This window comes from Pyxidicoccus trucidator (assembly GCF_010894435.1).
Classification (GTDB): domain Bacteria; phylum Myxococcota; class Myxococcia; order Myxococcales; family Myxococcaceae; genus Myxococcus; species Myxococcus trucidator.
The window spans coordinates 1-24,990 of record NZ_JAAIXZ010000038.1 but is presented as its reverse complement, the minus strand read 5'-3'; the positions used below and the strand labels follow the sequence as shown (position 1 = coordinate 24,990).

General features: G+C 71.5%; 1 protein-coding gene (only partly in view). It reads left to right on the top strand.

Going from position 1 to position 24,990, the window contains the following annotated elements:
• The coding region annotated (locus tag G4D85_RS47975) for a non-ribosomal peptide synthetase (RefSeq protein WP_164021767.1) crosses the window boundary (this coding region is incomplete at both ends): on the top strand, window positions 1-24,990 show 24,990 of its 30,990 nt. Its footprint begins 6,000 nt before the window's first position.

Here is a 24,990-nt window from a genome sequence, read left to right as displayed (position 1 = left end):
CTCCCGTCCAGCTCATCCACCCACCCGCGCCCTTCCTGCTTCCCCTCGTGGACCTGTCCGGACACGAGACGCCCGAAGAGGAAGCCAGGCGCCAGCTGGCCGCCGAGCACGAGCGGCCCTTCGACCTGGCACAGGGTCCGCTCTTCAGGGGCCTGCTGCTGCGACTCGGGGCGACAGACCACGTCCTGATGCTGATGATGCACCACATCATCTCGGACCTGTGGTCCGTGGGGGTGCTGGCGCGGGAGCTGAGCGCGCTCTTCCAGGCCTTCTCCGCGGGGCAGCCGTCTCCCCTGCCGGAGCCCACGCTCCAGTACGCCGACTTCGCCGTCTGGCAGCGTGAGTGGCTGCAAGGCGAGACGCTCGACGCGCAGCTCGAGTGGTGGCAGCAGCAGTTGGACGGCGCGTCCGACCTGGAACTGCCCACCGACTTCCCCCGCCCGAAGGCGCCACTGCACCCCGGCGGGCACGCCGCACTGAAGCTGAGCCCCGAGCTCTCCGCCGCGCTGACGGAGCTGTGCCGCCGTGAGAGCGCCACGCCCTTCATGGCCCTGCTGGCCGCCTTCCAGCTCGTGCTCGGCCGCTACTCCGGCCAGGACGACATCGTCGTCGGCTCGCCCATCGCCGGCCGCAACCAGGCCGAGCTCGAGGGCCTGGTCGGCTTCTTCCTCAACACCCTGGTGCTGCGCACCCGGCTCGACGGCGACCCCTCCCTGCGCGAGCTGCTGGGCCGCGTGCGCGGCGTCGCCCTGGACGCTTACGCCCACCAGTACGTTCCCTTCGAGAGCCTCCGGCCGATGCAGGCCGGCGGGGGGGGGTTCTTCCGCGTCATGTTCATCCTGCAGAACGTGGCACCGGTGGACCTGGAGCTGCCGGGGCTCGCGGTGCGCCCGGTGGAACCGCCCGCCAACGCCTCGAAGTTCGACATGACGCTCACGGTGACCGAGAGCGCTTCGGGCTTCACCGGTCAGCTCGAGTACAGCACCGAGCTGTTCGAGCCCGCCACGGCCGAGCGGTTCCTCGCGCACGTGCAGCGCGCCGTCGCCACGCTGGTGACCCGGCCGGAGCTGCGGCTGTCCCAGGTGTCCCTGCTCGACGACGAGGAGCGCCACCGGCTGCTCGTCGAGTGGAGCGGCGCCAACGCGGACTTCCCGGACGACACCACCGTGGACGCCCTCATCCGCGAGCAGGCACGGCTCGCCCCGGAGGCCCTCGCCGCCGTCGTGGACGGCCAGCGCCTGACGTACGCCGAGCTGGAGCACCGGGCCAACCAGCTCGCGCACTGGCTGCGCCGCGAGGGCGTGGGCCCCGACTCCATCGTCGGCGTCTGCGTGGAGCGCTCACTGGAGCTGGTGGTCGCGCTCGTGGGCATCATGCATGCCGGCGGCGCGTACCTGCCGCTGGACCCGTCCCTCCCTCGGGAGCGCCTGGCCTTCATGCTGGAGGACAGCGGCGCTCGCGCCCTGGTGACGCAGCAGCCCCTGCTCGGGCGATTCTCCCGCCCTCCCGCGCGCGTGCTGCTGCTGGACGCGCAGCGCTCGGAGCTGGAGGCGGAGAGCGGCGCGCCGGTGCACTCGGGCGCCACCGCGCGCAACACCGCCTACGTCATCTACACCTCCGGCTCCACCGGCCAGCCCAAGGGCGTCCTGGTGGAGCACCGCGGCGTGTGCAACCTGGTGACCCAGGAAGCCCGGGCCTACGAAGTGGGCCCGGACACGCGGATGTTGCAGTTCGCCAACCTGGGCTTCGACATCTCCGTGGAGGAAGTCTTCACCACGCTGTGCGCGGGCGGCACGCTGCACCTCGCTCCGCTGGAGCGGCTGATGCCGGGTGAGCCGCTGCACTCCTTCCTGCGTGAGCAGGCCATCACCGCGGTGAGCCTCACGCCCGCCGCGCTGGCGGCCACGGAGTCCACGGGGCTGCCCGCGCTGCGCACCGTCATCTCCGGCGGCGAGGCCTGCTCGGCGGACATCGTCGAGCGGTGGGGCAAGGGCCGGCGCTTCCTCAACACCTACGGCCCCACCGAGGGCACCGTGGTGGCCACCCTCACGGACTGCGAGCCGGACGGGCGGGCCCCCTCCATCGGCCAGCCGCTGGCCAACGTGCGCACCTATGTCCTGGACGCCTCGCTGCAGCCGGTGCCCGTGGGCGTGCCGGGCGAGCTGTACCTGGGCGGCGTGGGCGTCGCTCGCGGCTACCTGGGCCGTCCCGCGCTGACGGCGGAGCGCTTCGTGCCCTCGCCCTTCGCGCACGAGTCGGGTGCGCGCCTGTACCGCACCGGAGACCGGGTGAAGTGGCGCGCCAATGGCGAGCTGGACTTCCTGGGCCGCGTGGACACGCAGGTGAAGGTGCGTGGCTTCCGCATTGAATTGGGCGAGGTGGAGTCCGCCCTGGCCGCGCACCCCGCCGTGCGCGGCGCGGTGGTGGTGGTGCGCGAGGACGGCCCCCTGGGCCGCAGGCTGGTGGGCTACGCCGTGCCGGCACCCGGCCAGGTGGTGGAGGTGGAGGCGCTGCGCCAGTTCCTCAAGGAGCGGCTGCCCGAGTACATGGTGCCTGCGTCCCTCGTCCGGCTGGACGTGCTGCCCCTGACGCCCAACGGCAAGGTGGACCACAAGGCGCTGCCCGCGCCCGATGCCTCCGCCGAGGCACGCCGGGACTTCGTCGCGCCGCGCACCCCCACCGAGCAGGCCCTGGCCGAGCTGTGGAGCCGGCTGCTGGGCGTGACGCAGATTGGCGTCCACGACGGCTTCTTCGAGCTGGGCGGCCACTCCGTCATCGCGACGCAGGCCATCGCTCGCCTGCGCAACCTGTTCGGCATCGACCTGCCGCTGCGCGTGCTCTTCGAGGCGCCCACGCTGGAGGAGTTGGCCCGGAAGGTGGACGCCGCCCTCGCGTCCGGCCAGGGCGCCGGCCTGCCCGCGCCGAGCGTGGCGCCCCTGAATGGGCCGCTGCCGCTGTCCTTCGCTCAGCAGCGCCTGTGGTTCCTGGACCAGCTCCAGCCCGGCACCGCCACCTACAACCTGCCCACCGCGCTGCGGCTGGACGGTGTCCTGGACGTGGCGGCCCTGGAGCGTGCGTTCTCCGAGCTGTTCCGCCGCCACGAAGCCCTGCGCACCACCTTCGAGATGGAGGGTGGCGTGCCCGTGCAGCGCATCCATCCGCACGTCCACTTCCACCTCCCGGTGGTGGACCTGGGTGAGGTCGCCGAGCGCGAGGCCGAGGCCTTCCGGCTGGCACAGGTGGAGATGGGCCGTCCGTTCAACCTGGGCACTGGCCCGCTGCTGCGCGTGACGCTGCTGCGCCTGTCCGAGCAGCAGCATGTGCTGCTGCTGACGATGCACCACGTCGTCTCGGATGCGTGGTCCATGGGCGTGCTGATCCAGGAAGTGGCCGCGCTGTACTCGGCCTTCAGCCGGGGCCTGCCCTCTCCGCTGCCGGAGCTGTCCCTCCAGTACGCGGACTACTCGGTGTGGCAGCACACGTGGCTCCAGGGCGAGGCGCTGGAGTCGCAGCTGTCCTGGTGGAAGCACCACCTGGCCGGAGCGCCCCAGGTACTGGAGCTGCCCACGGACTTCCCGCGTCCTCCCGTGCAGTCGCAGCGCGGCGCCACGCTGGAGTTCCGCCTCCCGGCGGAGACCACGCGGGCCATGGAGGCGCTCTGCCAGAAGGAGGGCGCCACCCTCTTCATGGGCCTGCTGGCCTCGTTCCAGTTGCTCCTGTCCCGGTACTCGGGCCAGGACGATGTCGTCGTGGGCTCGCCCATCGCCGGCCGCCGCTTCACCGAGCTGGAAGGGCTCATCGGCTTCTTCGTCAACACGCTCGCGCTGCGCACCCTCCTGGACGGCGAGCCCACCTTCCGTGAGCTGCTGGGCCGAGTGAAGGAGACGCTGCTGGGCGCCTATGCGCACCAGGACCTGCCCTTCGAGAAGCTGGTGGAGGAGGTGCAGCCACACCGCAGCCTGAGCCGCACGCCGCTGTTCCAGGCCGTCATGGTGCTGCAGAACGCGCCGCGCGCCACGAACCTCCCCAGCGCGCGCGAGCCGCTCACCCTCCAGCCCGTCCTCCTGGAGAACCGCACCGCGAAGTTCGACCTGTCCCTCACCCTCAACGAGTCGCCCGAGGGCCTGTACTGCGCGCTGGAGTACTGCACCGACCTCTTCCGCGAGGAGACCGCCCGGCGCCTCGCCGCGCACCTGCGGCTGGTGCTGGAGGCCGCCACCGCCGCCCCTGACAGGCGCCTGTCCGAGCTGTCCTTCCTGTCGCCCGAGGAGCGCCAGACGCTCCTGGTGGACTGGAACGACACGGCCGCGCCCTTCCCGGATGGCGCGTGCATCCATGAGTTGTTCGACGCCCAGGCCGCCCTCACGCCCGAGGCCACCGCCCTGGTCTTCGGCGACCAGCACCTCACGTACCGCGAGCTGGAGGCTCGCGCGAACCAGCTCGCGTGGCACCTGCGCTCGCTGGGCGTCGGCCCGGATGACACCGTGGGACTCTGCGTCGAGCGCTCGTTCGACCTCGTCATCGGCCTGCTCGGCGTGCTCAAGGCCGGTGGCGCCTACGTGCCCCTGGACCCGGCTTACCCGCGCGAGCGACTGGCCTACATGTTCCAGGACTGCGGCGCCCGCGTCCTGCTCACGCACGCCCGGCTCGCCGCCGACCTGCCCTCCTTCGCCGGGCAGGTGGTGTCGCTCGACTCCGAGGCGTCCGCCATCTCCGCGCGCCCGGACTCCGCTCCGCCCACGCGCGGCTCGGCCGACCATCTCGCGTACATCATCTACACCTCCGGCTCCACGGGCAGACCCAAGGGCGTGGCCGTCACCCACCGCGGCGTGCCCGCGCTGGTGCAGCACATGGCGCGTGCCACCGGCCTCCAGCCCGGCCAGCGCGTGCTCCAGTTCGCGTCGTTCAGCTTCGACGCCTCCGTCTACGAGGTGATGACCGCGCTGCTGACGGGCGCAACCCTGTGCCTCGCGCCGCGCGAGGAGCTGCTGCCGGGGCCCTCGCTCGTCGCGCTGCTGAATCGGCACCGCATCGACTCCGTCCTGCTGCCGCCCTCCGTCCTCGCGCTGCTTCCCGCCGAGGAGCTGGAGTGGCCGCGCGTCCTCATCTCCGGTGGCGAGGCCGCCAACGCGGAGCTCGTCTCCCGCTGGGCTCCGGGCCGCCGCCTGTTCAACGCGTATGGCCCCACCGAGGCCACCGTCATCGCCACGCTCCATGCGTGCGCGGCCGACGGGCAGTCACCTCCGCTGGGCAAGGCGCTGTCCAACACCCGGCTGTACGTGCTGGACACGTACGGGCAGCCGGTGCCCGTGGGAGTACCGGGCGAGCTGTTCATCGGCGGCGTGGCGCTGGCGCGCGGATACCTGGGCCGGCCGGAGCTGACGGCCGAGCGCTTCGTGCCGGACGCGTTCAGCGGCCTCCCTGGTGCACGCCTGTACCGCACGGGCGACCTGACGCGCTGGAAGGCGGACGGCACGCTGGAGTACCTGGGCCGCACCGACTTCCAGGTGAAGCTGCGCGGCTTCCGCATCGAGCTGGGCGAGCTGGAGTCCGCCCTGGCTCAGCACCCGGCGGTGAGTCACGCGCTGGTGCTGGCTCGCGAGGACGTGCCCGGTGACAAGCGCCTGGTGGCGTACTTCACCTCGCGGGACGCGGCCCCCGAGGCCGCCACCCTGCGCGCGTTCCTCAAGGAGCGGCTGCCCGAGTACATGGTGCCCTCGGCCTTCGTCGCATTGGGCGCCTTCCCCCTCACGCCCAACGGCAAGGTGGACCGCAAGGCCCTGCCGCTGCCCGAGGCTTCCTCCTCGGCTGCCACCACCTACGTGGCGCCAGAGACAGCCACCGAGCGCCAGCTCGCCGCGCTCTGGGCACAGCTTCTCCGCGTCGAGAAGGTCGGCCGCCACGATGACTTCTTCGCCCTCGGCGGCCACTCCCTGCTGGCCACCCAGGCAGTGGCTCGCATCCGCGCTGCTTTCGGCGTGGAGCTGCCCCTGCGCGCCCTCTTCGAGTCCTCCACCCTGGAGCGGCTCGCGCTCGCGGTGGACAAGGCCGGCCAGGGCACCGTGCTGCCGCCGCTGCGCCCCGCCGCCCGTGAAGGCCGCCTGCCGCTGTCCTTCGCCCAGCAGCGCCTGTGGTTCCTGGACCGGCTGCAGCCCGGCACCGCGACCTACAACATGCCCACGGCGCTGCGCATGGACGGTCCGCTGGATGTGACGGCGTTGGAGCGCGCCATCTCCGAGCTGCTGCGTCGCCACGAGTCGCTGCGCACCACCTTCCAGGAAGAGTCCGGCTCGCCCTTCCAGGTCATCCTTCCGCCCGCGGACTTCCAGCTCCCCATCGTGGACCTGAGCGGGCGAGAGGACCGCGAGGCCGAGGCGCGGCGCATCGCCCAGGCGGAGGCCGTCCGTCCCTTCGACCTGTCCACGGGGCCGCTGCTGCGCGCCACCCTGCTGCGCGTGGACGCGCACCAGCACGTGCTGCTGCTCAACCTCCACCACATCGTCTCCGACGGTTGGTCCATGGGCGTGATGGTGCGGGAGAGCCAGGCGCTCTACCTGGCCTTCGCCATGGGCCGCCCCTCCCCCCTGCCCGAGCTGCCCATCCAGTACCCGGACTACGCCGTGTGGCAGAACGCGTGGCTGCGGGGCGAGGCGCTGGAGCAGCAGGTCGCCTTCTGGAAGCAGCACCTGGCGGGCGCACCCCATGCGCTGGAGCTGCCCACCGACTTCCCGCGTCCGCCCGTGCAGTCCTTCCGTGGCGCGACGCTCGCGTTCCAGTTCCCCGCCGCGCTGGGCCGCGCGCTGAAGGCCCTGTCCCAGAAGGAGGGCGCCACGCCCTTCATGGTGCTCCTGGCCGCGACGCAGACGCTGCTGTCCCGCTACTCGGGCCAGGACGATGTCGTCGTCGGCTCGCCCATCGCGGGCCGCCGCTTCGCGGAGCTCGAAGGCCTCATCGGGTTCTTCATCAACACCCTCGCCCTGCGCTCCCGGCTGGGTGACAACCCGTCCTTCCGCGAGCTGCTGGGCCGCGTGCGTGAGAGCACCCTGGGCGCCTACGCGCATCAGGACGTGCCCTTCGAGAAGCTCGTGGAGGAGCTGCAGCCCCGGCGCGACCAGAGCCGCTCGCCGCTGTTCCAGGTGATGGTCATCCTCCAGAACCAGGAGGAACCGCGCGCCTCGGCGCCGGAGGCGCGGCCCGACAGCGCGCGTGACCTCCAGCCCCTGGAGATGGAGAGCCACACCTCCAAGTTCGACCTCACCCTCAGCTTCGCCACCACCGCCGAGGGCCTGGGCGGCACCGTGGAGTACTGCACGGACCTGTTCCGCGAGGACACCGTCCGCCGCCTCGTGAGCCACCTCCAGGTGCTCCTGGAGGCCGCCACCGCGCACCCCGAGCAGCGCGTGCTGGACCTGCCGCTGCTGCCTCCCGCCGAGCGCCACACCCTGCTGACGGAGTGGAACGACACGCGCACGTCGCTGCGCCGGGCCCTCATCCCGCAGCTCGTCTCCGAGCAGACCGCGCGCACGCCGGACGCCCTGGCGCTCGTCGCCGGCACGGAGCGCCTCTCCTACCGGCAGCTCGACGCGCGCGCCAACCGGCTCGCGTGGCACCTGCTGTCCCTGGGCGTCGGGCCCGAGGTGCGCGTCGCGGTCTGCATGAAGCGGTCGGCCGACCTGCTCGTGTCGCTTCTGGCCGTGCTCAAGGCCGGGGGCACCTACGTCCCGCTGGACCCGGAGTATCCGCGCCAGCGCCTGGACTTCACGCTCGTCGACTCCGGCGCGCGCCTGCTGCTCTCCCATGGCGCCCTGCTGGCCACGCTCCAGCTCGAGACGGCCGACCTGCCCACCGTCCACCTCGACGCGCTGCCCGAGGGCTTCGACTCGCTGCCCTCCTCCGCTCCGGCCTGCCTCGCGGTGCCGGACAACCTGTCGCATGTCATCTACACGTCCGGCTCCACCGGCAGGCCCAAGGGCGTGGCCATCTCCCACGCCAGCTCCACCGCATTCCTCGACTGGGCCACGCGCACCTTCACCCGTGAGCAGCTGGCCGGCACGCTGGCGGCCACCTCCATCTGCTTCGACCTCTCCGTCTTCGAGCTGTTCGCACCCCTCGCGTGCGGCGGCACCGTCATCCTGGCGGACAACGCGCTGCACCTGGCCTCGCTGCCCGCCGCAGGGGAGGTGACACTCATCAACACCGTGCCCTCCGCCATCGCGGAGCTGCTGCGGCTGGGCGCCATTCCGCCGTCCGCGCGGACCATCAACCTCGCCGGCGAGGCCCTCCCGGGCGCGCTGGTGCGAGGCCTCTACGCCACGGGCACCGTCCAGCACGTCTTCAACCTCTACGGCCCCACCGAGGACACCACCTACTCCACCTTCACCCGCGTGCCGGAAGGCCCGGGCGAGCCCACCATCGGCCTGCCCCTGCCGGAGACGAGCGCCTTCATCCTCGACGCGCGCGGTGGGTTGCAGCCCATCGGAGTGCCGGGCGAGCTGTTCCTGGCCGGCGCCGGACTGGCGCGTGGCTACCTCGGAAGGCCGGAGCTGACCGCCGAGCGCTTCGTGCCCGACGCGCTCGGAGAGGTGCCCGGCGCGCGCGCGTACCGCACGGGCGACCTGGTGCGCCGGCTGTCCGACGGTCAGCTGGAGTACCTGGGCCGCATCGACCACCAGGTGAAGGTGCGCGGCTTCCGCATCGAGCTGGGGGAGATTGAGTCCTCGCTGCGCCAGCACCCGGACCTCCAGGGCGCCGTCGTGGTGGCCCGCGAGGACGTGCCCGGTGACAAGCGGCTGGTGGCCTACGTGGTGCCGTCCGAGGGCGCGCTGCTCGACGTGGACGCTCTGCGGCGGCACGTGCGCCAGTCTCTGCCGGACTTCATGGTGCCCTCGGCCTTCGTCGCCCTGGACACCTTCCCCCTCACGCCCAACGGCAAGGTGGACCGCAAGGCGCTGCCCGCGCCCGACGCGGTCCTGCAGACTTCCGGCACCGGCTACGTGGCCCCGCACACCCCCACCGAGGAGCTGCTCGCCACGCTGTGGTGCGAGGTGCTGCGCGTGGAGCGCGTGGGCCGTCACGACGACTTCTTCGCCCTCGGCGGTCACTCGCTGCTGGCCACCCAGCTCGTCTCGCGCATCCGGGCGGCGTTCCGCGTGGAGCTGCCGCTGCGCGCCCTGTTCGAGGCGCCCACCCTGGAGGAACTGGCGCTCAAGGTGGAGCAGTCCAGCCAGGGCACCGCGCTGCCCCCGCTGCGTCCGGCGGCCCGTGACGGACACCTGCCGCTGTCCTTCGCCCAGCAGCGCCTGTGGTTCCTGGACCGGCTGCAGCCGGAGAGCGCCTTCTACAACATCCCCACCGCCGTGCAGCTCCATGGGACGCTGCACACCGAGGCACTGGAGCGCGCCCTGCGCGAGCTCGTCCAGCGTCACGAGGCGCTGCGCACGCGCTTCCCGTCGCTGGAGGACGGGCCCGTGCAGGTCGTCGTCCCGGAGGTGGAGCTGCCGCTGCCCGTGGTGGACCTGGGCCACGTGCCCGAGTCCGAGCGCGAGGCGGAGGCCCAGCGCCTCGCCCTGGCCGAGGCCCAGAAGCACTTCGACCTGGAGCGCGCGCCGCTGCTGCGCACGGTGTTGCTGCGCCTGTCCGAGCAGCACCACGTGCTGCTCTTCACGGTGCACCACATCATCGCGGACGGCTGGTCCACGGGCGTCATCGTCCGCGAGGTGGGCGCGCTCTACCAGGCGTTCTCCCAGGGCCTGCCGTCCCCGCTCCAGCCGCTGCCGTTGCAGTACGCGGACTACGCGGTGTGGCAGCGCGGGTGGCTGCACGGCGAGGCGCTGGAGCAGCAGGTGTCGTGGTGGCGCAAGCACCTCACGGGTGCGCCGCACGCGCTGGAGCTGCCCACCGACAGGCCGCGCCCGCCGGTGCAGACGTTCGTCGGCGCCAGCGTGCCGGTGCGGCTGGACAAGGCGCAACTGGAGCGACTCCACGCGCTGTGCCGGCGTGAGGGCGTCACGTCCTTCATGGTGCTGCTGGCCGGCTTCCAGGCGCTGCTGTCGCGCTACTCGGGCCAGGACGACATCGTGGTGGGCTCGCCCATCGCCAACCGCCAGCGCGCCGAGGTGGAGGGGCTCATCGGCTTCTTCGTCAACACCCTGGTCCTGCGCGCCCGGATGAATCCGCGCATGTCCTTCCGCGAGCTGCTGGCCCAGGTGCGTGAGACGACACTCGGGGCCCAGGCTCACCAGGACGTGCCCTTCGAGAAGCTGGTGGAGGAGCTGCGTCCCGAGCGCGACCTGAGCCGCTCGCCGCTGTTCCAGGTCATGCTCGCGATGCAGACCACCCTGGCCGGTGAAGGCACCGGCTCCGGCCCGTCCGTCGGCCTGACGGGCGTGGACAACGGCACGTCCAAGTTCGACCTGTCCCTGCTCGTCGGAGAGCACGGCAGCACGCTGGCCGGCGTGCTCGAATACAACACCGACCTCTTCGACGAGGCGACGGCGCGCCGCATGGCCTCGCACCTGGCGGGGCTGCTGGATTCCGCGGTCACCGATCCGGGCCAGCCACTCTGGAGCCTGCCGCTGCTCGGAGCAGAGGAGCGAAGCCAGCTCCTGGCGGGCTTCAACGACACCTCGCACGAGCCGCACTCGCCCGTGCTGGTGCACCGGCCCGTGGAGGCCCAGGCCGCGCGCACGCCGCACGCGGTGGCCGTCAGCGACGGGACGCGCTCGCTCACCTACGCGGAGCTGGACGCGCGCGCCAACCAGCTCGCGCACCACCTGGTTCAGCTGGGCGTGCCCGCTGGCGGCACCGTGGGCTTGTGCCTGGACAAGAGCCTGGACATGGCCGTCGCCGTGCTCGCCACGCTCAAGGCCGGCGCTGCGTACCTGCCGTTGGATCCCAACTACCCCGCCGAGCGACTGGCCTTCATGCTGGAGGACGCCGGGGCTCCGGTCGTCGTCACGCAGTCGCACCTGGTCTCCGCGCTGCCCGCCGGTACGCGCGCGCGCCGGGTGAGCATGGACGCCGAGACGGACACCCTCTCGCGCCAGCCCACGCACGCCCCGGCACGGGAGGTGTCACCGGAGGCGAGCTGCTACTTCATCTACACCTCGGGCAGCACCGGGCGTCCCAAGGGCATCGCCATGCCCCACCGGGCCCTGAGCTACCTGCTGGCGTGGCAGAACCCGCGCTCCGTCCGTCCGGCGGGTGTCACGCTGCAGTTCGCTTCACTCAACTTCGACGTGTCCTTCCAGGAGCTGTTCAGCACCTGGTGGATGGGTGGCACGGTGCTGCTGCCCACCGGCGGCCTGCGCCAGGACATCCCCGCGCTGCTGGGGTTCATGGACCGGCACTCGGTGGAACGACTGTTCCTTCCGTTCGTCGCGCTCCAGGCCATGGCGGATGCCGTCTCCCACGGCGCGCCGCTGCCTCGCGCGCTCGTCGAGGTGGTGACGGCGGGCGAGCAGCTCCAGGTGACGCCGGCCCTGGTGGCCTTCTTCGAGAAGCTGCCCGGGTGCGTGCTGGAGAACCAGTACGGCCCCTCGGAGGCGCACGTCGTCTCCGCGTACCGGCTGCAAGGGCCTCCGGCCTCGTGGCCGCGGCTGCCGAGCATCGGCGCGCCGCTGGCGCACACGCAGCTGTACGTGCTGGACGCGTATGGCCAGCCCTGCCCCGTGGGCGTGCCGGGCGAGCTGTTCATCGGCGGCACGCACCTGGCGCACGGCTACCTGGACCGTCCGGACCTGACGGCGAAGGCCTTCGTGCCCGACCCGTTCAGCACCGAGCCCGGAGCGCGGCTGTACCGCACCGGCGACGCGGCGAAGTGGAAGGTGGACGGCACGGTGGACTTCCTGGGCCGCCTGGACGGACAGGTGAAGCTGCGCGGCTACCGCGTGGAGCCAGGCGAGGTCGAGTCCGCGCTGCGCGACCTCCCGGGCGTGCGTGACGCGGCGGCCGTGGTGCGCGAGGACGTGCCCGGCGACAAGCGCCTCGTCGCGTACGTCGTCCCCCAGCCCGAGGCCGGGCCTGAGGTGGAGCAGCTCCGCAAGGCGCTCGCCTCGCGGCTGCCCGAGTACATGGTGCCCTCCGCGTTCGTCACGCTGGAGGCCCTGCCCCTGACGCCCAGCGGCAAGCTGGCTCGCGGCCAGCTGCCCGCTCCGGACGCACAGAGCCTCCGCGGCGAGGCGGCTTTCATCGCCCCGCGCACCCCGCTGGAAGTGTCCCTCGCCGAGCTGTTCTGCTCCGTGCTGCGACTGCCCCAGGTGAGCGTCACCGACAACTTCTTCGCTCTCGGTGGCCACTCCCTGCTCGCCACCCAGCTCATCTCCCGCGTTCGCTCCACCCTCGACGTGGAGCTGCCTCTGCGCGCTCTCTTCGAGGCCCCCACCCTCGAAGGCCTGGCCGCTCGCATCGCGTCCGCTCGCGACGCCGCTCTCCTGCGCCGGGCACCGGCCATCGTCCCCGTGCCGCGCTCCGGCCCGCTGCCTCTGTCCTTCGCACAGCAGCGCCTGTGGTTCATCGACCAGCTCAGCCCGGGCAATGCCGCCTACAACATGCCCGCCCTCGAATGGCTGAACGGGCCTGTCGACCCGGAAGCCCTGCGCCGCAGTCTCGAAGCGCTGGTGCAGCGTCACGAGGCGATGCGCACCACCTTCGTCCAGCACGAAGGCCAGCCCGTCCAGGTCATCGCGCCCCGCGCCGAGCTGCCGCTCCACCGGGTGGACCTCAGTGGCCTCGCGCCGGAAGCCGCGCGAGCCGAAGTCCAGCGACTGGCCTACGAAGAGACCCTGCGGCCCTTCCACCTCGCCACCGGTCCGCTGGTGCGGGCCACGCTGTGGAAGCTGGGCCCCGACTCGCACGTGCTGCTGCTCAACATGCACCACATCGTCTCCGACGGTTGGTCCATGGGCGTACTCGTGCGCGAGGTGGTGGCCCTCTACCAGGCCTTCAGCCAGGGCAGGCCCTCGCCGCTGCCCCCGCTGTCAATCCAGTACGCCGACTACGCCGTCTGGCAGCGCAACTGGATGCAGGGCGCGGTGCTGGAGGAGCAGCTGGCCTGGTGGCGCAAGCAGCTGACGGGGCTCGCCCCGCTGGAGCTGCCCATCGACAAGCCACGCCCGTCCGTGCAGACCTTCCAGGGCGCCCAGGCGCGCGTCGGTCTGTCGCGCGACGTCTCCGAGAAGCTCGATGCACTGTGCCAACAGGAGGGCGCCACGCCCTTCATGGCCCTGCTCGCCGCCTTCCAGGTGCTGCTGGCGCGCTACTCCGGCCAGCGCGACATCTCCGTCGGTACCTCCATCGCCGGCCGTCAGCATGGTGAGCTGGAAGGCCTCATCGGCTTCTTCGTCAACACGCTCGTCCTGCGCGCCAGGGTGGAGGCTCCCGACTCCTTCCGCTCCCTGCTGCGTCAGGTGAAGGAGACGGCGCTGGGTGCCTACGCCCACCAGGACGTCCCCTTCGAGCGCCTGGTGGAGGAGCTCCAGCCCACTCGAGACCTGGGACGCAGCCCTCTCTTCCAGGTCCTCTTCGTCCTTCAGAACACCCCCGATAGCTCGGCGGCCCAACCGGCCCCGGAGCCGGCGGAGCGGCAACTGGCGCACGAGGCCCCCCTGGCCAAGTTCGAGCTGGAGCTGATCCTGGTGGGCTCGACGGACGGCTACCAGGGTGTGCTGGGCTACAACACGGACCTGTTCGAGTCGGACACGGCCGAGCGCCTGGTGGAGCACTTCCGCACGCTCGTGGAGGCCGTGGTCTCCCAGCCCGACGTGTCGCTGGCCTCCGTGTCCATGCTGACGCCCGCCGAGCGCCAGCGGCTGCTCGTGGACTGGAACGCCACCGCCACCGAGTACCCGCGCGCCTCCACCCTGCCCGAGGTCTTCGCGCAGGTGGTGGCTCGCTACCCGGACAAGGTCGCCGTCGAGTTCGCCAGTGAGCCCGGTGGCCCGCGTCTCACCTACCGTCAGCTCGACGCGCGCGCCAACCAGCTCGCGCACCACCTGCGCACCCTGGGCGTGTCCACCGACTCGCGCGTGGCCATTGCCCTGGAGCGCTCGCCGGAGCTGCTCATCTCCCTGGTGGCCATCCTCAAGGCCGGTGGGGCCTACGTGCCGCTCGACCCGAGCTACCCCCGGGAGCGGCTCGCGGGGATGGTGGAGGACGCGCGTCCCGGCGTGCTCGTCACCACACGCACGCTCCTGTCACGACTGCCCACCCAGGGGCTGTCCACGGTGCTGCTGGAGGAGACCGCGCTCGACGCACTCCCCACCACCGCGCCCTCGACGGCAGCGCTGCCCGAAAGCCTCGCGTACATCGTCTTCACGTCCGGCTCCACGGGCCGGCCCAAGGGCGTGGGCATCCCGCACCAGGGCGTGCTGCGCACCCTCTTCGGCGTCGACTACGCCCACTTCGGGCCGGAAGAGACCTTCCTGCTCAACGCGCCCATCTCCTTCGATGCCTCCACCCTCGAGGTCTGGGGCGCGCTGCTTCATGGCTCGCGCCTGGTGGTGATGCCGCCTCAAGCGCCCTCGCTCGAAGAGCTGGGCCAGGTGATCCAGCGCACCGGTGTCACCAGCCTGTTCCTCACCTCGGGCCTCTTCACGCTGATGGTGGACGGGCAGCTGGAAGCCCTGCGCACGCTCAAGCAGGTGCTCACCGGGGGTGATGTGGTGAGCGCGCCTCACGCTCGCCGCGTGATGGAAGCGCTCGGAGTGCCAGTCACCAACTGTTACGGGCCCACCGAGACGACCGTCCTGGCCACCGGCGCGCGACTGACGCAGGCCGCGCAGGTGGGCAGCGCGGTGCCCATCGGCGGCCCCATCGGTAACACGCGCGTGTACGTGCTGGACGCAGCCGGCCAGCCCGTGCCCGTGGGTGTGACGGGCGAGCTCTTCATCGGGGGTGACGGCCTCGCGCGCGGCTACCTGGAGCAGCCGGCCCTCACCGCCGAGCGCTTCATCCCCGACGCCTTCTCCGGAGTCCCTGGAGCCCGCCTCTACCGCACGGGCGACCTCGCCCGCTGGCGTGGGGACGGGGTGCTGGACTTCGTCGGCCGCGCCGATGCCCAGGTGAAGCTGCGCGGCTTCCGCATCGAGCTGGGCGAAGTGGAGACCGCCCTCGCCCAGCACCCGTCCGTGCGCGAAGCCGTGGCCGTGGTGCGCGAGGACGTCCCCGGCGACAAGCGCCTGGTGGGCTACGTCACCGCTCCCGAGACGCTCGACGTGGCCGCCGTGCGCGCCTTCCTCAAGGAGCGCCTGCCCGAGTACATGGTGCCGTCCGCTCTCGTGCGGCTGGACACCCTGCCCCTCACGGCCAACTCCAAGGTGGACCGCAAGGCGCTGCCAGCTCCCGAGGCCGCCACCTCGGCCGCCACCTACGTCCCGCCCGCCACCCCCGCGGAGCACCAGCTCGCCTCGCTCTGGGCCCAGGTGCTCCGAGTCGAGAAGGTCGGCCGCCACGATGACTTCTTCGCCCTGGGCGGCCACTCCCTGCTGGCCACCCAGGTGGTGGCGCGCATCAGGGCGGTGCTTGGAGTCGAGCTCCCCCTGCGCGCACTCTTCGAGGCGCCGACCCTCGCCGCGCTCGCCCTCAGGGTGGAACAGTCGGGTCAGGGCACGGCCGTGCCCGCGCTGCGGCCGGTGGCTCGTGAGGGCCTGCTGCCGCTGTCGTTCGCGCAGCAGCGCCTGTGGTTCCTCGACCAGCTCGAGCCCGGCAGCGTCCAGTACAACATCCCCACGCCGCTGATTATCGAAGGCGCGCTGGACAGCTCCGCCCTGCAGCACAGCTTCGATGAGCTGGTGCGCCGCCACGAGTCGCTGCGCACCACCTTTGGCACCGACGGTGACGAGCCGTTCCAGGTCATCCACCCGCCGGCCTCGATACTGATGAAGGTGGTGGACCTGACGGCGCTGCCCGAAGCGCAGCGGATGGTGGAGGCACGCCGTCTCGCCACCGAGGACGCGCTGCGGCCGTTCAACCTCACCACCGGGCCACTGCTGCGCGTCACCCTGTTGCGCCTGAGCGAGCAGCGGCACGCGCTGCTGCTCAACCTGCACCACATCATCTCCGACGGCTGGTCCACCGGAGTGCTGGTGCAGGAGCTGGCCGCCCTCTACGAAGCCTCCTCACGAGGCCAGCCTTCCCCGCTGCCCACGCTGCCCGTCCAGTACGCCGACTACGCGGTGTGGCAGCGAGAGTGGCTGCGAGGCGCGGTGCTGGAGCAACAGCTCCGCTGGTGGAAGCAGCAGCTCTCCGGGGCTCCACCCCACCTGGACCTGGCCACGGACTTCCCCCGTCCGCCGGTGCTCACCCGCCGTGGCGCCACGGTGCCAGTGCACCTGCCCCACCCGCTGAGCGAGTCGCTCAAGGCCCTGGCCCAGCGGGAAGGCGCCACTCCGTTCATGGTGTTGCTGGCGTCGTTCCAGCTCCTGCTCGCGCGCTACTCCGGCCAGGAGGATGTCGTCATCGGCTCGCCCATCGCGGGCCGCCGCCACGCGGAGACGGAGGGCCTCATCGGCTTCTTCGTCAACACGCTCGTCCTGCGCGCACGGCCGGAGGGGCACCTCTCCTTCCTCCAGCTCCTGCGACAGGTGCGGGAGACGACGCTCGGCGCCTACGAGCACCAGGACGTGCCGTTCGAGAAGCTGGTGGAAGAGCTGCAGCCAGCGCGTGACTTGAGTCGCTCGCCGCTGTTCCAGGCGCTGTTCTCGCTCCAGAACATCCCGGTACAGGACGTGGCCCTGCCCTCGGTGTCCCTGCGTTCCCTCGACGCCTCGGGCACCGACGCGGCCAAGTTCGAGCTCAACCTCTCCCTCACGGACACTCCGGAGGGCTTCCACGGCCAGCTCCAGTTCAACGCGGACCTCTTCACCGAGGCCACGATGGCGCGCCTGGTCGAACACCTGCGTGTGCTGCTGGAAGGCCTCACGGCACAGCCCGACGCACCGCTCTCCACCCTGGCGCTGCTGTCCTCGCATGAGCGCGAGCAGGTGCTACGCACCTGGAACGAGACCGCCGTGGACGTCCCGGTGGACTCGTGCTTCCACCATGCCTTCGAGCAGCAGGTGGAGCGCACGCCGGAGGCGCCTGCCGTCCGGTACGAAGCGTCCGTCCTCTCGTTCGCGCAGCTCAACGCGCGGGCCAACCAGCTGGCGTGGCACCTGCGCTCGCTAGGCGTCGGACCCGATGTGCCCGTGGCGCTGTGCTTCGAGCGCTCGGTGGACATGGTGGTCGCGCTGCTGGGGGTCATGAAGGCGGGTGGGGCCTACGTGCCCATGGACCCGGCGTGGCCCGCTCAGCGCCTGGAGTTCACCCTCCAGGACTGCGCCGCCCCCGTGCTGCTCACGCAGCAGCGGCTGGTGGGTGGATGGACGCCCGCGGGGACTCGCGTGCTGTGCCTCGACTCGGTGGAGGCGCTGCCTGCCTCGCTGCCGTCGCACAACCCCGCTCCCGCCGCCTCGTCCGGCAATCTCGCCTACGTCATCTACACCTCCGGCAGCACCGGCACGCCCAAGGGCGTCATGGTCCAGCACCGCTCCGTGCTCAACCTGCGGCAGCAGCTGGCTCGCGCGGTGTACGCCGGGCAGCCGTCCGGGCTGCGGGTGAGCGTCAACGCGCCGCTCGCCTTCGACGGCTCCGTCAAGCAGCTCGTCCAGCTCCTCGACGGCCACTGCCTCTGCATCGTTCCCGAGGACACGCGGCAGGACCCGAGCGCCCTGCGCGAGTGGGTGAAGCGCCACGGAGTCGACGTGCTCGACTGCACGCCTTCGCTGCTGCGGCTGCTGGTGCAGGAAGGACTGCTCCAGGACGCGTCCGCTCCGCGCCTGCTGGTGCCCGGCGGTGAGGCCATCGACGAAGCGCTGTGGCAGCAGCTTGCCGCCGCGCCCCGCACGCGCACCGTCAACGTCTACGGCCCCACCGAGTGCACGGTGGACTCCACCGCGTTCGCCGTGCGGCCCGGCACCCGTCCCACCATTGGCGGCCCGCTGGCCAATGCGCGGGTGTACGTGCTGGACGGCCAGCTGCATCCGGTGCCCGTCGGCGTGCCCGGTGAGTTGTTCATCTCCGGCGCGGGCCTGGCCCGTGGCTACCTTGGCCGGCCGGGTCTCACCGCCGAGCGCTTCCTCCCCGATACCTTCAGCACCTCGCCCGGCGCTCGCATGTACCGCACCGGCGACAAGGTGCGCTGGCTGGCCGACGGCACGCTGGACTACCTGGGCCGCACCGACTTCCAGGTGAAGCTGCGCGGCTTCCGCATCGAGCTGGGTGAAATCGAAGCGGCCCTGGCCCTGCACCCGTCCGTGCGTCAGGCGCTGGTGCTGGTGCGGGAGGACGTGCCCGGCGACAAGCGCCTGGTGGCGTACGTCACCGCGACGGAAGCGGCTCCAGAAGCGGCCACCCTGCGGGCCTTCCTCAAGCAGCGGCTCCCCGAGTACATGGTGCCCTCCGCCTTCACCGCGCTGGACGCCTTCCCTCTGACGCCCAACGGAAAGGTGGACCGCAAGGCGCTGCCAGCCCCCGAGGCTTCCTCCTCGACCGCCACCTACGTCCCACCCGCCACCCCCGCGGAGCACCAGCTCGCCTCGATTTGGGCCCAGGTGCTCCGAGTCGAGAAGGTCGGTCGCCACGATGACTTCTTCGCGCTGGGCGGCCATTCCCTGCTGGCCACCCAGGTCGCCTCGCGCGTGCGCAAGGCCTTCGAGGTGGAGCTGCCGCTGCGCGCGCTCTTCGAGGCCCCCACCCTCGCCGAGCTCGCTCCGCGCATCGACGAAGCGCGGCGGCACCGTGACGGCCTCGAGTTGCCCGCGCTCGTCGCGGTGCCTCGCACGGGCCCGCTGCCGCTGTCGTTCGCGCAGCAGCGCCTGTGGTTCCTGGACCGGCTCCAGGCTGGCAGTGCCTTCTACAACATCCCTTCAGCCAGGGAGCTGCACGGGGCGCTGGATGCGCGGGCCCTGGAGCTCAGCCTCCAGGAGCTCGTCCGTCGCCACGAGGCGCTGCGTACGTCCTTCCATACCCGGGAGGACGGGGAGCCCGTCCAGCACCTGCACCCCGAGGTTCCACTGCCGCTGACGGTGGTGGACTTGAGCCACCTGCCCGAGTCCGAGCGCGAGGCCGAAGCCCGGCGGCACGCCTTCGTGGAGGCGCAGAAGCCTTTCGAGCTGACGCGTGTGCCCCTGGTGCGCACCACCTTGCTGCGGCTGTCGGAGCGGCGTCACGTGCTGCTCGTCACCGTGCACCACATCGTGTCGGACGCCTGGTCGAGTGGCATCCTCATGCGCGAGGTGGGCGCGCTCTACGCGGCGTTCTCGCGCGGGCTTCCGTCGCCACTGGCCCCACTGGCGCTCCAGTACGCTGACTACGCCGTCTGGCAGCGCGGCTGGCTGCAAGGCGCGGCCCTGGAGCGACAAGTCTCATGGTGGAAGCAGCAGCTCGCAGGCGCGCCGCAGGTGCTGGAGCTGCCCACGGACCGGCCTCGCCCGCCCGTCCAGACAGACCGCGGCTCCACCGTCCCGGTGCGGCTGAGCCCGGAACAGGCCGTGGCCTTCCTCGCGCTGTGCCAGCGTGAAGGCGTCACGCCGTTCATGGCGATGCTGTCCGCCTTCGGTGTCCTGCTCTCGCGTTACTCGGGCCAGGACGACCTCGTGATGGGCGCGCCCATCGCGAACCGCCAGCGCTCGGAGCTGGAAGACATCGTCGGCTTCTTCGCCAATACGCTGCCCCTGCGAACGAAGCTGACGTCCGGCCTGACGTTCCGCGAGCTGCTGGCGCAGGTGCGCGAGACGACACTCGACGCCTACGCCCACCAGGACGTGCCCTTCGAGAAGCTGGTCGACGAGCTGCGGCCCGAGCGCGACCTGAGCCGCTCGCCGCTGTTCCAGGTCCTGCTCACCGTGCAGAACGCTGCCCGCGGGCAGGCGGCTGACGAAGGGACAGACAGTGACGCCCTGACGCCGCACGCGCTGGAGGTGAACAGCGGGACCGCCAAGTTCGACCTGTCGCTCCTCATGGCCGAGGGTGGTGGCGAGCTGTCCGGCGTACTCGAGTACAACACCGACCTCTTCGATGAGGCGACCGTGCGCCGCATGTCCGCGCACCTGGTGCGACTGCTGGAGTCGGCTGTGGCCGATGCCGGCCAGCCCCTCTGGCGCCTGCCACTGCTGGATGCGCACGAGGAGCGCCGCCTGCTGGTGGAGTGGAACAGCACCGCGCGCGGGCCTCATTCACCTGTGGCGGTGCACCGTCCCGTGGAAGCCCAGGCCGCGCGCACGCCGCACGCCGTGGCTGTCACGGATGGCACGCACTCGCTCACCTACGCGGAGCTGGACGCGCGCGCCAACCGGCTCGCGCACCACCTGGTGCAGCTGGGCGTGCCCGCCGGTGGCACCGTGGGACTGTGCCTCGACAAGAGCCTGGACATGGCCGTCGCCGTGCTCGCCACGCTCAAGGCCGGTGCCTCCTACCTCCCGCTGGACCCGTCCTACCCCGTTGAGCGCCTGGCCTTCATGCTGGAGGACACCGGCGCTCCCGTGGTCCTCACCCAGTCGCACCTGGCCTCCGTACTGCCCTCGGAGATGCGCGCCCGGCGTGTGGCCGTGGACACCGAGGCCGACGCCATTGCCCGTCAGCCGGCCCACGCGCCCTCCCGGGACGTGTCTCCCGAGGCCACCTGCTACCTCATCTACACCTCGGGCAGCACCGGCCGCCCCAAGGGTGTCGCGCTTCCTCACCGCGCCCTGAGTCACCTGCTGGCCTGGCAGCTGGGCCAGTCCGTCAAGCCCGACGCCACCACCCTCCAGTTCGCCGCCCTCAGCTTCGACGTCTCCTTCCAGGAAGTCTTCTCCACCTGGTGGGCCGGCGGCACCCTCGTGCTGCCCACCGGCGGCCTGCGTCAGGACATGCCCACGCTGCTCGACTTCATGGCGAGCACCGGCGTGGAACGACTGTTCCTTCCGTTCGTTGCCCTCCAGGCCCTGGCTGACGCCGCCGCCCATGGCGCCACCCTGCCCACGTCCCTGCGCGAGGTGGTGACGGCCGGAGAGCAACTCCAGGTGACGCCCTCGCTGGTCGCCTTCTTCGAGAAGCTTCCCGGCTGCGTGCTGGAGAACCAGTACGGCCCCTCCGAGACGCACGTGGTGAGTGCCCTGCGCCTGCAAGGCGCTCCGTCCTCCTGGCCCCATCTGCCCTCCATCGGCTCGCCCGTACCGCACACGCAGCTCTACGTGCTGGACGCGCACGGCCAGCCCTGCCCGGTGGGCGTGCCCGGGGAGCTCTTCATCGGCGGCACCCACCTGGCGCATGGCTACTCCGGCCGCCCGGAGCTGACGGCGGAGAAGTTCCTCCCGCACCCCTTCAGCGACGTGCCCGGTGCGCGGCTGTACCGCACCGGAGACTCGGCGCGTTGGAAGGCCGACGGCACGGTGGAGTTCCTCGGCCGCCTCGACGGCCAGGTGAAGCTGCGCGGCTTCCGCGTGGAATTGGGCGAAGTCGAAGCCGCCCTGCGCGCCTTCCCGGGCGTGCGTGACGCCGCCGCCGTCGTGCGCGAGGACGTGCCCGGCGACAAGCGCCTCGTCGGCTACGTGGTGCCGGCCCTCGCCCCCTCGGGCGAGGATGAAGGCAGCACGCCAACGGCAGAGACCTCCCGTCTGCGCGCCTTCCTCCTGCAGCGACTGCCCGAGTACATGGTGCCCTCCGCGTTCGTCACGCTGGAGGCCCTGCCCCTGACGCCCAGCGGCAAGCTGGCCCGCCGCCAGCTGCCCGCTCCGGACGCCCAGAGCCTCCGCGGCGAGGCTGCCTTCATCGCCCCGCGCACCCCGCTGGAAGTGTCCCTCGCCGAGCTGTTCTGCTCCGTGCTGCGACTGCCCCAGGTGAGCGTCACCGACAACTTCTTCGCTCTCGGTGGCCACTCCCTGCTCGCCACCCAGCTCATCTCCCGCGTTCGCTCCACCCTCGACGTGGAGCTGCCCCTGCGCGCTCTCTTCGAGGCCCCCACCCTCGAAGGCCTGGCCGCTCGCATCGCGTCCGCTCGCGACGCCGCTCCCCTGCGCCGGGCACCGGCCATCGTCCCCGTGCCGCGCTCCGGCCCGCTGCCTCTGTCCTTCTCGCAGCAGCGCCTGTGGTTCATCGACCAGCTCAGCCCGGGCAATGCTGCCTACAACATGCCCGCCGTGGAGTGGCTGCCGGGGTCGGTAGATGCAGAGACCCTGCGCCGCAGTCTCGAAGCGCTGGTGCAGCGTCACGAGGCGATGCGCACCACCTTCGTCCAGCACGAAGGCCAGCCCGTCCAGGTCATCGCGCCCCGCGCCGAGCTTCCACTCCAGTTGGTGGATCTCAGTAACCTCTCGCCAGAAGCCGCGCAAGAGGCGCTCCAGCGTCAGGTGAGTGAGGAGGCGCAGCGCCCCTTCCACCTCGCCACCGGGCCCCTGGTGCGGGCCACGCTGTGGAAGCTGGGCCCCGACTCGCACGTGCTGCTGCTCAACATGCACCACATCGTCTCCGACGGTTGGTCCATGGGCGTGCTCGTGCGCGAGGTGGTGGCCCTCTACGAAGCCTTCAGCCAGGGCAGAGCCTCGCCGCTGCCTCCGCTGCCATTCCAATACGCCGACTACGCCGTCTGGCAGCGCAACTGGATGCAGGGCGCAGTCCTGGAAGAGCACCTGGACTGGTGGCGCACGCATCTGACGGGGCTCATCCCGCTGGAGCTGCCCATCGACAAGCCGCGCCCGCCCGTGCAGACCTTCCGGGGAGCCCAGGCGCGCGTCGGGCTGTCGCGCGACGTCTCCGAGAAGCTCAATGCGCTGTGCCAACAGGAGGGCGCCACGCCCTTCATGGCCCTGCTCGCCGCCTTCCAGGTGCTGCTGGCGCGCTACTCCGGCCAGCGCGACATCTCCGTCGGTACCTCCATCGCCGGCCGTCAGCATGGCGAGCTGGAAGGCCTCATCGGCTTCTTCGTCAACACGCTCGTCCTGCGCGCCAGGGTGGAGGCTCCCGACTCCTTCCGCTCCCTGCTGCGTCAGGTGAAGGAGACGGCTCTGGGCGCCTACGCCCACCAGGACGTCCCCTTCGAGCGCCTGGTGGAGGAGCTCCAGCCCACCCGTGACCTGGGACGCAGCCCCCTCTTCCAGGTCCTCTTCGTCCTTCAGAACACCCCCGATAGCTCGGCGGCCCAACCGGCCCCGGAGTCAGCTCCACGGGCGGCTCCGCGGCAGGTGGACGCGCAGACCTCCGCCGCCAAGTTCGAGCTGCATCTGGGCCTGGAGGACTCGCCGGACGGCTATCAGGGTGCGCTGGGCTACAACATCGACCTGTTCGAGGCAGAGACGGTCGAGCGCATGGCGGAGCACTTCCGTTCGCTGGTAGTGGCCGTGGTCTCCCAGCCCGATGCGGCGCTGTCGTCCGTGTCCATGCTGACGCCCGCCGAGCGCCAGCGGCTGCTCGTGGACTGGAACGCCACCGCCACCGAGTACCCGCGCGCCTCCACCCTGCCCGAGGTCTTCGAGCAGATGGTGGCTCGCTACCCGGACAAGGTCGCCGTCGAGTTCGCCAGTGAGCTCGGAGGCCCGCGTCTCACCTACCGTCAGCTCGACGCGCGCGCCAATCAACTCGCGCACCACCTGCGCACCCTGGGCGTGTCCACCGACTCGCGCGTGGCCATTGCCCTGGAGCGCTCGCCGGAGCTGCTCATCTCCCTGGTGGCCATCCTCAAGGCCGGTGGGGCCTACGTGCCGCTCGACCCGAGCTACCCTCGGGAGCGCCTCGCCGGAATGGTGGAGGACGCTCGTCCCGGCGTGCTCGTCACCACTCGCGCGCTCCTGTCACGACTGCCCACCCAGGGCCTGTCCACGGTGCTGCTGGAGGAGGCCGCGCTCGACTCACTCCCCACCACCGCGCCCTCGACTGCGGCGCTGCCCGAGAGCCTCGCGTACATCGTCTTCACCTCCGGCTCCACGGGCCGGCCCAAGGGCGTGGGCATCCCGCACCAGGGCGTGCTGCGCACCCTCTTCGGCGTCGACTACGCCCACTTCGGGCCGGAAGAGACCTTCCTGCTCAACGCTCCCATCTCCTTCGATGCCTCCACCTTCGAGGTCTGGGGCGCGCTGCTTCATGGCTCGCGCCTGGTGGTGATGCCACCGCAGGTGCCTTCGCTCCAAGAGCTGGGACACGTCCTCCAGAAAACCGGCGTCACCACCCTGCTGCTCACCTCGGGCCTCTTCACCCAGATGGTGGACGGGCAACTGGAAGCCCTGCGCACGCTGAGGCAGGTGCTCACCGGTGGCGATGTGATGAGCGCCCCCCACGCGCGCCGCGTGCTGGAAGCCCTCGGCGTGCCTGTCATCAACGTCTATGGGCCCACCGAGGCCACCGTCTTCGCCAACTGCTTCCGGCTGACTCAGGCCGCGCAGGTGGGCAGCGCGGTGTCCATCGGCGGCCCCATCGGCAACACCCGCGTGTACGTGCTGGATGCTTCCGGCCAGCCCGTGCCCGTGGGCGTGACGGGCGAGCTCTTCATCGGCGGCGCCGGACTGGCGCGCGGCTACCTGGAGCAGCCCGCCCTCACCGCCGAGCGCTTCGTGCCCGACGCCTTCTCCGGCGTTCCCGGGGCCCGCCTCTACCGCACCGGAGACCTGGTCCGCTGGCGCGGGGATGGGACGGTGGACTTCATCGGCCGTGCCGATGCCCAGGTGAAGCTGCGCGGCTTCCGCATCGAGCTGGGCGAAGTGGAGTCCGCCCTCGCCCAGCACCCGTCCGTGCGCGAAGCCGTGGCCGTGGTGCGCGAGGACGTCCCCGGCGACAAGCGCCTGGTCGCCTACGTCGCCGCTTCCGAGACGCTCGACGTGGCCGGGCTGCGCGCCTTCATCAAGGAGCGCCTGCCCGAGTACATGGTGCCGTCCGCCGTCGTGCGGCTGGACGCCCTGCCTCTCACGGCCAACTCCAAGGTGGACCGCAAGGCGCTGCCCGCGCCCGACGTGACGAGGGCCTCACTGGCGGAGTCCTACGTCGCGC